Genomic DNA, 12204 nt, shown 5'->3' with positions numbered 1-12204 from the left:
CGGGGGCGGAGCGATTCGCCCGACACGTGATGCGAGGATGGGCGGCATGCGAAAGAACGGTGCGATGCGAACGGGGCTCGCCGCCATGGTCTGCGGGGCCGTCGCCGTCACCCTCTCGGCCTGCGGTGGCCCGGAGGGCGGAAGCGGGAGCGGCACGAAGGGACACGCGGGAGCCGGTGGCGCGGTCGCCCGAACGAGCGCGCCCGCGGTCGACCCGAAACGCATCCCCGACGTGGGTGACCGGCTCCAGCAGCGGATCCCGTCCGATTCCCGCCAGGTCCTGGCGGTCTACGGCGAGGGCAAGGACTCCGCGAACTCCACGGTCGTGCTGTACACGAAGTCCGGCACGAGCTGGGAGAAGACCCGTAGCTGGGCCGCGCACAACGGGAAGAAGGGCTGGACGACTGACCACCACGAGGACGACAAGCGGAGCCCCGTGGGAGTGTTCACGCTCAGCGACGCCGGTGGAGTGCTCGAGGACCCGGGCGCCCGGCTCCCGTACACACAGTCGCAGGGCTTCCAGGCGCCGCATTATTGGGCGAAGTCGCACTGGCACGACTTCGACTACGTCATCGCCATCGACTACAACCGCCTCAAGGGCAATCCGCCGGACGACCCGACCCGCCCGTGGGGCAACGGCAAGGGCGGCGGCATCTGGCTGCACATGGACCACGGCAGTGGCACGTCGGCATGCGTGAGCATGTCCAAGCCCGCCATGGAGTACTTGTTGCGCACACTCGACCCGGATCAGCACCCCGTCGTGGTGATGGGGGACAAGGCGGACCTGAAGGCTTAGCGGCCGGGGGCCGTTCGGGAAACCGGCGGCGGCCGGAGGCGGGGCATCCGGCGGTCCGGACGCCCCGCCGGCCCAGTGTCCCGCGCGCCTTGCCGTCGCCCAGCCGCGAGCTCTACCCAAGCCCCGCCGACGCCAAGCCCCGTCGAAGTCCGAGTCCCGCCGCGCGCGGCGCCCCGGTGCCCCATTGCGGTCGGCCCAACTGCCCCGTAGAACACCGCACATGAGTAGACCGGTCATCATGTCCATGCTCGCCGGAGTGATCCTCATGGCGAGCGCCCTCCTCGGAGCGGGCCCGGCTCCCGCGGCCACCGCTTCCGTCGCGGCTCCCGCGTCCGCCGCCGCGCCCGCCGTCGCTCGATCAACCGATGTGCCCGCCGAGTTCGGGAGCGACTGGCACGACCCCGTCACCGCTGCCCCGCCCGTCGGCAGGCCCGCCGTGCCGTCGTGCGAAGTGACCCTCGCCGAGGCGCAGTTCCGCGACTTCACGCCCTACGCGGGCACGTACACCCCGCCGACGGGCTGCGGCGACCACTGGAGCAAGGTCGTGATCCGGCTCGAAGGCAAGGTCGAGGGGCGCCAGTTCGACCGCCTCGGGTATCTGCATGTCGGAGGCGTGGAGATCCTCCGCACGTCCACCCCGGAGCCGTCGCCCGACGGGATCGCGTGGTCCGTCGAGAAGGATGTGACGCGCTACAGCGACACGTTCCGGCGGAGCCGCGACGTCGAGATGCTCATCGGCAACGTCGTCGACGACACATACACCGGCGTTCTCGACGTCAAGGCCACGCTGACGTTCTACGCGGGCAGGCCCGCCGCGGCTCCCGACCGTGTCCTGACCCTCCAGAACGGCACCCTGACCACCCCGCGCAACAGCGAGCGCGTGATCGCCGAGGTGTACGCGACCGGGTCCGGCGGCGGCTGCGAGGAGTTCTGGTATCTGACGGTCCCGGACACGGCGCCGTACTCCTGCAAGGCGGACAACGGCCCCTACCGCGAAGTGCAGATCAAGGTCGACGGCCAACTCGCCGGAATCGCCGAGCCGTTCCCGACCGTGTGGACCGGCGGCTGGTCCAACCCCTTCCTCTGGTACGTGATTCCGGGGCCCCGCGCCTTCGACGTCAGACCCATCGAGTACGACCTGACCCCGTTCGCCGGACTCCTCAACGACGGGCGCCCGCACCGGATCGACGTCTCCGTCGTGGGCGTACCCGAGGGCCGGACCGGCTGGAGTTTGCCGGTCAATGTGCTCGTCTGGCAGGACGCGCGGCGCGCCCATGTGAGCGGTGCCCTCACCCGGGCCGAGGCGGGCGACCTCGCCAACTCCTCCACGTACACGCCCGGTTCGGAGAACCGGGTCGACACCGCGGGAAGGCACCGGCTGACGGTCGCCGGATACCTCGACACCTCGCACGGCCGGGTGCTGACCACCGTCAGCCGCACCCTCGCGCACAGCTCCGTGCACCGCTGGACCGACGGCGAGAACACCGACGGCCTGAGGGCGACGTGGACCGACGACGAGGCGGTGACCGTCGACGGACGCGGACTCGCCGCGACGACGCGCACCCGGCGGACGTACACGATGGACGGCACGACGACCCTCGGCGCGGACGACAGGATGCGGACCGTGCTGACGCTCGCCGACCGGGCCGCCGTGGCCGAGACGTCGGGCGGCCGGCGCACCGCGTGGTCACGGCTCGACGACACCTACACGGGCGACGCGACGTACACGGCGAACGTGCCGCGCGACCAGCGCCACGCGGTCGCCACGACGAGCGAACGCTATCGGCTGTACGGCTCCGCCGGCTGCTACGACCGCTCCCTGGTCACCGTGCAGGGGGTGCTCACGGAGGACCGCGCAGGCTGTTGAGCCCGGTCGTCCGCGGTGTACGGGTCATCGTGGACATCGGCCGTCTGCGCGTCGGCGGGCCGCGCGCATCACCGCCGTCCGGGGCGAGGACGAGAAGCGGACGGAGGTCCTCGCCACGGCTCCCGGCGGGCAGACCGGGTCACGTCAGGACCGGTCGGCCCGCCGGACGCCGGGGCGGGTCGCGTGTTCCAGGGCCAGCAGGGCGGAGTAGTAGCCGCGGCCCGTCGCGTGATCCATGCCCACCTCGCACATGCGGTTGGCCGACAGATGCGCGTCGAAGCCGCGGGAGGCCACGAACGCCGCCTCCTTGCGGGTGGCCGACTCGGTGAGTTCCCGGTGGAGCATGCCGCGGTCGCCCGCGAAGGCGCAGCACCCGGCGTCGTCGGGCACCACCACCTCGTCGGCACACGCCTCGGCCACCGCGCGCAACTGTGCCTCGTCGTCCAAGTGCCGCATGGAGCAGGTCGGGTGGAGCACCGCGGAGCCGAGGGTACGGTGCACGGTGAGGTGGGGGAGGAGTTCCTCCGCGGCCCACACCAGCGAGTCGACGACCAGCAGCGCGGCGTGCAACTCCCGGTTGTCGGCGGCCAGATACGGCACGACCTCCCGCGCGATGCCGAGCGTGCAGGACGAGGCGTCCACGACGAGCGGCAGCCTGCCGCCGGCGGTCCAGCCCCATGCCGCCTCGACGATGCGGTTGGCCATCACCGTGTTGCCCGCGTCGTACCCCTTGGAGTGCCAGATCGTCGCGCAGCACGTCCCCGACACATCGTCCGGAATCCACACAGGCTTTCCCGCGCGTGCGGAGACCGCGACGACGGCCTGGGCGAGCGACACGTCTCCCGGACCACCGAAGATGCGGTTGACGCAGGCCGGGTAATAGACGGCGACCGCCCCCACGCGCTCGGTACGGGGCATCGCGGAGGCGGCTGCTCCCGGCATCCGCGGCAGCCACTCGGGTACGAGATCCGGGCGTACGACCTTGCGTGCAGCCCGCGTCACGGCGTTCACCCGACGGTCGCCGATCCGGTCCAGGGCGGCGACGGCCAGCCGCGCGGAGCCTTCGAGCGCGCGGAAGTGCCGCGCGGCCAGTGCGGCCGCCTTCTCCTCGCGCGGCGAATGCCGGGCGTGCCGGAACTTCTTCATCAGCGCGCCCGTGTCGATGCCGACCGGGCAGGCGAGTTTGCAGGTCGAGTCGCCCGCGCAGGTGTCAACGGCGTCGTATCCGTACGCCTCCAGGAGCCGGTCCTCGACCGGGGAGCCGCCGGGCTGGCGCATCATCTCCCGTCGCAGCACGATCCGTTGGCGCGGTGTGGTCGTCACGTCCTGGCTGGGGCAGGTCGGTTCGCAGAAGCCGCACTCGATGCAGGGGTCGGCGATCGCCTCGACCCGCGGGATCGTCTTCAGGCCCCGCACGTGCGCGCGCGGGTCACGATCGAGCACGATGCGCGGCGCGAGCACTCCGACCGGGTCGATCAGCCGTTTCGTGCGCCACATCAACTCCGTCGCCCTGGGCCCCCATTCGAGCTCGAGGAAGGGCGCGATGTTGCGTCCGGTGGCGTGTTCGGCCTTCAGCGAGCCGTCGAAGCGTTCGACGGTGAGCCGGCAGAACGCGTCCATGAAGGCGGCGTACCGCTCCACGTCGGCCGGCCTGGACGCGTCGAAGGCCAGCAGGAAGTGCAGATTGCCGTGCGCGGCATGGCCCGCGACGGCGGCGTCGAAACCGTGCCGGGTCTGGAGTTCCAGCAGCGCCTCGCAGGCCTCGGCGAGCCGCTCGGGGGGCACCGCGAAGTCCTCCGTGATCAGCGTCGTGCCGGACGGACGGGCACTGCCGACCGCCGTGACGAACGCCTTGCGTGCCTTCCAGTAGCCGGCGACGGTCCGCTGATCGCGGGTGAGGGAGTTCGTCACCGACGGCACGGGCGACACGAGGGGGAGCCCCTCCAGCACCGTGCGGGCCCTCTCCTCGTACGCCTCCTGCGCGGCCTCGTCCGGAGCGCGGAACTCGACGAGCAGCGCGGTCGTCGGACCGGGCAGCCCGGCCCAGTCCCCGGGCACGCCCTCGACGCTCACCGAGGCGCGCAGTGTGTTGCCGTCCATCAGCTCGACGGCCGAGGCCCCCACGGCGGTGAACAGGGGTACGGCGGCGGCCGCGGCCGGAAGTGAGCCGAAGAAGAGCAGCGCGGCGGAGACCCGGCGGTCCAGCGGCAGGGTGTCGAAGACGACCTCCGAGATGAAACCGAAGGTGCCCTCCGAGCCGACCATCAGGCCGCGCAGGATCTCGACGGGTGTCGCACCGTCGAGGAAGGCGTCCAGGCGGTAGCCGTTGGTGTTCTTGATCGCGTACTTGGCGCGGATGCGGTCGACCAGCCCGGCATCCGACTCGATCTCCGCCTTGAGCTCCATGAGCCCGGCGCACAGGGCCGGTTCCGCGTGCGCCAGCCGCTCGTCCGCGTCCGGCTCGGCCGTGTCCACGACCGTGCCGGACGGCAGTACGAACGTGAGCGAGGCAAGGGTGACGTACGCGTTGCGGGTGGTGCCCGCCGTCATGCCGGAGGCGTTGTTCGCGACCACCCCGCCGACCGTGCAGGCGATCGCGCTGGCCGGATCGGGACCGAGCACGCGCCCGTGCCGGACGAGCGTGGCGTTGACGCGGGCGACAGTCGTGCCCGGAGCGATACGGGCCCGAGCACCGCCGTCGAGGACCTCGACCCCCGTCCAGTGCCGGCGTACGTCGACGAGGATGTCCTCGCCCTGCGCCTGGCCGTTGAGCGAGGTCCCGGCCGCGCGGAACACCACCTCGCGGCCCTTGCCGTGCGCGTACGAGAGCACGGCCGAGATGTCGTCGATGTCCTCGGGGACCACGACGACCCGCGGCACGAAGCGGTAGGGGCTGGCGTCGGAGGCGTACCGCACGAGGTCGGAGATCCCGGTCAGTACCTTGTCGGCGCCGAGCAGGGCGGTCAGGTCACCGCGCAGTGGCTCGGGAGTGCCCCCGGCCCGGTCCTCGGGGACCCGGTCGGCCGCGGGGGCCTCGGGACGTTTGCCAGGCCGCAGCGCGTCGGGGTCGGGCTCCAGCAGAGGCATCGCGCACCACTCCTCACGGGCTCACCGAGCAGCGCGGCCCGGTCGGCTGCCTGTCGCAGACGACCGGCGACCGGCGACCGTCGATCGGCGGCGGGCGACCGGGTCGGACGCCTGACTGCTGACCGGCGGCGGTGCGGTGCGCCGTTGCTCAACCGGTCCAGCGGCGGCAACCCCGCCCTGAGCAGTCTCAGTGGCGGTGCTCCGCACCGAGCCGTCTCAGCAGGCGGTGCACCGCCCCGAGTCGCCTCGGCGGCGGCGTTCCGCGCCGAGCCCTCTCAGCAACGGTGCTCCGACCTCGGCATGCCGTCCACCAAAGTGTCCAGCAGTCCGCCGAGCACCTCGCGCTGCTCGTCCGTCAATGGAGCCAGGATCTCCTCCGCGGCGCCGCGGCGCGCGGCGCGCAGTTCCCGCAGTGCCATGCGCCCCTCGTCCGTGACCTCGATCCGGATCACCCGGCGGTTGGTGGGATCGGGTGCCCGGCGCACCTTGCCGCTCGCCTCCAGGCCGTCGACCAGCGTGGTCACGGCGCGCGGCACCACTTCGAGGCGCTCCGCGAGATCGGCCATACGGGGCGGTGAGCTGTAGTGCGCGAGCGTGCGCAGCAGCCGAGACTGGGCGGGGGTGATGCCCAGCTCGCGCAGCTCCAGATGGCGCTTCTGGATGCGGTGCACGCGGCGCGTCAGACGCAGCAACTGCTCGGCGAGCAGGCCGTCGGCATCGGGGGTGGTCATGCGGGAACAATATCAGGATGCCGTTCATTGTGAGTATAGGTAACAATGAGCTAGGCTCCGTCGGACGTCGGATCCTCACCGATGTCCTCGTAGTCCCATTTCCTTTCGTCCCATTTTCCTAGGAGTCCATTGCGTCCCGACCAGTCAACCTGGAGCCCCCCACCTGCCGACAAGGAACAGCCACGGCAGGTGCGCCGCATCCTGAGTCTCTTCCGGCCCTACCGCGGCCGCCTCGCGATCGTCGGCCTCCTGGTGGGCGCCGCGTCCCTCGTGGGGGTCGCCACGCCCTTCCTGCTGAAGGCGATCCTGGACACCGCGATTCCTGAAGGGCGTACGGGTCTGCTGACCCTGCTCGCGCTCGGCATGATCGCGAGCGCCGTCCTGAGCGGAGTCTTCGGCGTCCTGCAGACGCTGATCTCCACGACCGTCGGCCAGCGCGTGATGCACGATCTGCGCACGGCGGTCTACGGACGCCTGCAGCGCATGTCACTCGCCTTCTTCACCAGGACACGCACGGGCGAGGTCCAGTCGCGCATCGCCAACGACATCGGCGGCATGCAGGCGACCGTCACCTCCACCGCCACCTCACTGGTCTCCAACCTCACCAGTGTCGTCGCCACGATCATCGCGATGGTGGCCCTGGACTGGCGCCTGACCGTCGTCTCCCTGCTCCTGCTGCCGGTGTTCGTGTGGATCAGCCGCCGCGTCGGCAACGAACGCAAGAAGATCACCACCCAGCGGCAGAAGCAGATGGCGGCGATGGCCGCCACCGTCACCGAATCGCTCTCCGTCAGCGGCATCCTGCTCGGCCGTACGATGGGCCGGGCCGACTCGCTGACCAAGTCGTTCGCGGAGGAGTCCGAGGGTCTCGTCGACCTCGAAGTACGGTCGAACATGGCGGGACGCTGGCGCATGTCCGTCATCGGCATCGTCATGGCCGCCATGCCCGCCGTCATCTACTGGACCGCGGGCGTCGCCCTGCAGCTCGGCGGCCCCACGATATCGATCGGCACGCTCGTCGCCTTCGTCTCGCTCCAGCAGGGCCTGTTCCGGCCGACGGTCAGCCTGCTCTCCACCGGCGTGCAGATCCAGACCTCGCTCGCGCTGTTCCAGCGCATCTTCGAGTACCTCGACCTGCCCATCGACATCACCGAGCCCGAGAACCCCGTCCACCTCGACCAGGTCAAGGGTGAGATCCGCTTCGAGGACGTCGAGTTCCGCTACGACGAAAAGGGAGCCCCGATCCTCGACGGCATCGACATCACCGTCCCGGCCGGCGGCAGCCTCGCCGTCGTCGGACCGACCGGCTCCGGCAAGTCCACGCTCAGCTATCTGGTGCCGCGGCTGTACGACGTCACGGGCGGGCGCGTGACCCTCGACGGGGTCGATGTCCGCGACCTCGACTTCGACACCCTCGCGCGCGCGGTCGGCGTCGTCTCCCAGGAGACGTACCTCTTCCACGCCTCGGTCGCCGAGAACCTGCGCTTCGCCAAGCCGGACGCCACCGAGGAGGAACTGCACGCGGCGGCGCGGGCGGCCCAGATCCACGACCACATCGCGTCGCTGCCCGACGGGTACGACACGGTCGTCGGTGAACGCGGCCACCGGTTCTCCGGCGGCGAGAAGCAGCGTCTCGCCATCGCCCGCACGATCCTGCGCGACCCGCCCGTGCTCATCCTCGACGAGGCGACCAGCGCCCTGGACACCCGCACGGAGCACGCCGTCCAGGAGGCCATCGACGCCCTGTCGGCCAACCGCACCACGCTCACCATCGCGCACCGGCTGTCCACGATCCGGAGCGCCGACCAGATCGTCGTCCTCGACTCGGGCCACGCGGTCGAGCGCGGCACTCACGAGGAACTGCTGGCGCAGGAGGGGCGCTACGCCGCCCTCGTCCATCGGGACGCCCAATTGGAGCCGACAAGATGACGATATGCCGGGTTTGTGTGCACTAGAGGGCTACCGTGCCCGTTATGCAGATGAACACTCCGCCACGGAGCACGATTCGACTGACGCGCCGGGGCCGGGCCGCCCTCATCGCGACCGGAGCCGTCGTGGCGGCCACCGCCGTGGCGGTGCCGCTGCTGAGCATGGGAAACGACGACGCGCGCCCGACCTCGCTCGTCATTCCTGAGGGCTGGCGCTCCGGACAGGTCTACGCGGCTGTCGACAAGGCGCTCCGGGTGCCCGCCGGGACCACCAAGAAGTCCCTCGCCAAAGCCAACATCAAGCTTCCGAACGACGCCCGGGGCAACCCCGAGGGCTATCTCTTCCCCGCGACGTATCCGATCGGCGAGAAGTCGACTCCGGAGTCGTTGCTGACGTTCATGGTCGACACCGCGAACAAGAAGTTCAACGGAGCGCCGATCGCCGCGGGAGCGCAGCGCAACGCGATGAACGTCTATCAGGCGGTCACGATCGCGAGCATCGTGCAGGCGGAGGCGGCGACCAAGGCGGACATGGGCAAGGTGGCCCGGGTCATCTACAACCGCCTGGAGCGCGGGATGCCGTTGCAGATGGATTCCACCATCAACTACGCGCTGAACCGCTCCACCCTGAGCACCAGCGAGGCCGACACAAGGCTCAACAGCCCGTACAACTCCTATCGGCGCATGGGCCTGCCGCCCACGCCGATCGCCAACCCCGGCGAGGAGGCGATGCGTGTCGCGATCAATCCGCCCCCGGGCGACTGGCTGTACTTCGTCACGGTCAAGCCGGGCGACACGCGCTTCACGGCCAGTTACGAGGAGCACCAGCGCAACGTCGCCGAGTTCAACCGGAACCACAAGACGGCGTCCCCCAAGGATTCGCGCGCGGCTTCTCCTTCGGCCTCCGCCACGGTCGCTCCGGCGGCCTCTCCCACGGTTCCTCCAGCGGTCTCTGCCACGGTTCCTCCAGCGGTCTCTGCCACGGTTCCTCCCGCGGTCCCCACCGAGGCCTCTCCCACGGTTCCTCCCGTGGCTCCTCCGACGGTCACACCCGCGGTCACACCCGAAGTCACGCCTGCGGTCACATCCGAAGTCACACCTGCGGTCACGCCTGCGGTCACATCCACGAACTGAGTCGCGTACGGGGCATCACACGGCGACCGACGCGTCCGCCAGCAGTCGCCTGATGTCCCGTACGGCGGCCCGTCCGGCCCGGTTGGCGCCGATGGTGCTCGCCGAAGGCCCGTAGCCGACCAGGTGGATCCGCGGATCGGCGACCGCACGCGTTCCGTCGACGCGGATGCCGCCGCCGCGCTCGCGCAGCCGCAGCGGCGCCAGATGGTCGATGGCGGCCCGGAAGCCGGTCGCCCAAAGGATCACGTCCGCGTCCACGCGCCCGCCGTCCGCCCACTCCACGCCGTCCGGGGTGATCCGGTCGAACATCGGCCGCCGGTCCAGCACGCCGTCGGCCAGCGCCTGCCGGATCGCGTCGTTCAGCGGCAGCCCGGTGACCGAGACCACGCTCCGGGGCGGAAGTCCCTGCCGGACCCGCTCCTCGACGAGCGCGACGGCGGCCCGGCCGAACTCCTCGGTGAAGGGGCCCTCGCGGAAGACCGGGGGGCGGCGGGTGACCCAGGTGGTCTCGGCCGCGTGGGCGGCGATCTCCATCAGATGCTGGGTGCCGGAGGCGCCGCCGCCCACGACGACCACGCGCTGCCCGGCGAACGCCTCGGGGCCCGGATACTGCGCCGTGTGCAACTGCCGCCCGCGGAAGGTCTCCTGGCCCGGATAGCGGGGCCAGAACGGGCGGTCCCAGGTGCCCGTCGCGTTGATCAGCGCCCGGGTCGCCCACGTACCGGCGCCGGTCTCCACGAGCAGCCGCCCAGCGAGCCCCTCCCGTACGGCCCGGACATCGACCGGCCTCCGTACCCGCAGGTCGAAGGCGCGCTCGTAGGCGTCGAAGTACTCCGAGACGACCTCGGAGGACGGGCGGGCGGGGTCGGCGTCCGTGAGGTCCATCCCGGGCAGGGAGTGCATCCCGTGCACCTTGCCGTACGTCAGCGACGGCCAGCGGAACTGCCAGGCTCCGCCGGGGTGCGGAGCGTGGTCGAGCACGACGAAGTCCCGCTCGGGCTCGAAGCCGGTGCGCCGCAGGTGATAGGCGGCGGCCAGACCTGCCTGACCGGCGCCGATGACGACCACATCGACCTCACGCATGCCTACCCCGGTGTCGTTCACGCTTCTACCAACCGGACCGGCTTCCGGGATCTTCCCGTCGGACGCCGCACTGTGAGCCACCAGACGGCCCGTGTCAGCGCCGCCGGAGACCGGCCGGCGACACGGTCGCCGCAGGCCAGGTTCCGGTCCCCGACGGCGCCGTGCGCGAGAGCCCGTTTCGCCCGCAACACCTGCGGGGCGCACGGGTACCGCACGCCCCGCGGCGGTCTCGATCGCGTGCGGAATCCGGCGTATGGGAGAGGATTGAGGCATGTCCGATGCCTTCACCACGCAGGTCCTGAACATCTCCTCCGGTACGTCGGAGACGGTCGTCGACCTCACCCGCGACTGCGAGGCCTTCCTCCGCGAGGTCGCGCCGGGCCGCGACGGTCTCCTGAACGTCTTCGTCCCGCACGCCACCGCCGGGATCGCCATCATCGAGACGGGCGCCGGCAGCGACGACGACCTCCTCGCCGCGCTGCACTCCCTGCTCCCCGCGGACGACCGCTATCAACACCGTCACGGCAGCCCCGGCCACGGCCGCGACCACGTCCTCCCCGCCATCGTCCCGCCGCACGCGACCCTGCCGGTGGTCGACGGAAGCCTGGAACTGGGGACATGGCAGTCGGTGTGCCTCGTGGACACGAACCGGGACAATCCCAACCGCCAGGTCCGCTTGTCGTTTCTCGGGTAGCCCGGGCGTGGCCAGGACTGCGGGGCCGGTTTCCGGCCTCAGGTCGGCTTGCGCCATACGGAGATGTGCTTCGCGGAGTCCGCGGTGAAGGGCGCCCCGTCCCAGTCCGCGACGCGCCGTTCCAGTTCGAGCCCCGCGATCCGTGCCATCAGGTCGAGTTCCGCCGGCCACGCGTACCGGTGCCGGGAGGCGTCACGGCGATAGCGGCCGTCGTCGCCGTCGCGGGTGAGGTGGTGCGAGACGAGGATCTGCTCGACGAGGTCGAACGTGTCGAAGCCGAGGTGCCGTTCGGAGACGTCGAACGGCACCGCGACCTGCCCGGGAGGCAAGAACCGCAGCGGCGGAACACCCAGCTCGATGACGAACCGGCCGCCAGGCGTCAGATGGCGCGCGGCATTGCGGAAGCACTCGACCTGTTCGTCCTGCGTGAGCAGGTTCGTGATCGTGTTGTAGACGAGATAGACCAGGGTGAACTCGCCGGGGACGACGGTCGTGGCCATGTCCCCGATGACGACCGGGAGCGTGTCCTCGTCGAGCTTGTGCCGCAGGACCGCCGCCATGTGCTCCGACAGTTCGATGCCCGTGACCGGCACGCCGCGTTCCCGTAGCGGGACGCCCACGCGTCCGGTTCCGATGGCGAACTCAAGTGCCCTGCCTTCTCCGGCGAGTTCGGCGAGGAAGGCGAGAGCCGGTCCGAGCGCGGCGGCCGAGGAGTTCTCGCTCTCCTCGGCGTCGTAGCGGTCGGCGGTCGCACGGCTCCACAGCTCGCTGCTCGTCATGGGAGGCCACTTTGGCGGGCGTGGCGGGCCCTGTCGACGCATTTACGCTCCAGCTCCGAGCACACGCCGCTGGGGGCAGGCACATGTGCCTGCCCCCAGCACCGA

At 70.9% G+C, this 12204-nt stretch carries 8 protein-coding genes and 1 pseudogene; 5 read left to right on the top strand and 4 right to left on the bottom strand.

The window, feature by feature from the left end:
- The first annotated feature begins 46 nt into the window (after positions 1-46).
- The gene (locus tag ACFYR3_RS31015) at positions 47-796 is read left to right on the top strand and encodes a L,D-transpeptidase family protein (RefSeq protein ID WP_356783015.1); all 750 of its coding nucleotides are present in this window, start codon (positions 47-49) and stop codon (positions 794-796) included.
- 220 nt (positions 797-1016) lie between these two features.
- On the top strand, positions 1017-2663 hold the full coding sequence (locus ACFYR3_RS31010) for a peptide-N4-asparagine amidase (protein ID WP_389285270.1): 1647 nt from the start codon (positions 1017-1019) through the stop codon (positions 2661-2663).
- 144 nt (positions 2664-2807) lie between these two features.
- Here the strand turns inward: ACFYR3_RS31010 and ACFYR3_RS31005 are convergent, their stop codons facing one another.
- Together ACFYR3_RS31005 and ACFYR3_RS31000 are read right to left on the bottom strand one after the other, a co-directional pair.
- Positions 2808-5750 (bottom strand): FAD-binding and (Fe-S)-binding domain-containing protein, encoded by a 2943-nt coding sequence (locus ACFYR3_RS31005; RefSeq protein ID WP_389285269.1) that lies wholly within the window; start codon positions 5748-5750, stop codon positions 2808-2810.
- A 275-nt stretch (positions 5751-6025) separates the two neighbouring features.
- Positions 6026-6481 carry a MarR family transcriptional regulator gene (locus tag ACFYR3_RS31000; protein WP_355838980.1) on the bottom strand — a complete coding sequence of 152 codons (456 nt, stop codon included), beginning with the start codon at positions 6479-6481 and terminating at the stop codon, positions 6026-6028.
- A gap of 129 nt (positions 6482-6610) precedes the next feature.
- On the opposite strand from ACFYR3_RS31000, the gene ACFYR3_RS30995 reads away from it, so the two are divergent.
- A complete protein-coding gene (locus ACFYR3_RS30995) occupies positions 6611-8410 on the top strand; it encodes an ABC transporter ATP-binding protein (protein ID WP_355838982.1) in 1800 nt (599 codons plus the stop codon).
- A gap of 44 nt (positions 8411-8454) precedes the next feature.
- Positions 8455-9285, top strand: a pseudogene (gene mltG / locus ACFYR3_RS30990) (endolytic transglycosylase MltG); the annotation flags it as partial.
- A 273-nt stretch (positions 9286-9558) separates the two neighbouring features.
- Here mltG and ACFYR3_RS30985 read toward each other — a convergent pair.
- The gene (locus ACFYR3_RS30985) at positions 9559-10626 is read right to left on the bottom strand and encodes an NAD(P)-binding domain-containing protein (RefSeq protein WP_355838984.1); all 1068 of its coding nucleotides are present in this window, start codon (positions 10624-10626) and stop codon (positions 9559-9561) included.
- 271 nt (positions 10627-10897) lie between these two features.
- On the opposite strand from ACFYR3_RS30985, the gene ACFYR3_RS30980 reads away from it, so the two are divergent.
- Positions 10898-11320: a secondary thiamine-phosphate synthase enzyme YjbQ gene (locus tag ACFYR3_RS30980; protein WP_355838986.1), complete on the top strand. Its 423-nt coding sequence runs from the start codon at positions 10898-10900 to the stop codon at positions 11318-11320.
- A 38-nt stretch (positions 11321-11358) separates the two neighbouring features.
- Here ACFYR3_RS30980 and ACFYR3_RS30975 read toward each other — a convergent pair whose 3' ends face one another.
- Complete coding sequence (locus ACFYR3_RS30975; RefSeq protein WP_355838988.1) at positions 11359-12099, bottom strand: class I SAM-dependent methyltransferase; 741 nt, start codon at positions 12097-12099, stop codon at positions 11359-11361.
- Positions 12100-12204: the final 105 nt, after the last annotated feature.

Origin of the sequence: Streptomyces sp. NPDC005784, assembly GCF_042871525.1 — a bacterium.
In the GTDB taxonomy this organism is placed as follows: Bacteria; Actinomycetota; Actinomycetes; order Streptomycetales; family Streptomycetaceae; genus Streptomyces.
The sequence above is the reverse complement of the archived record's forward strand: the minus strand, read 5'-3'. Positions and strand labels throughout refer to the sequence as shown.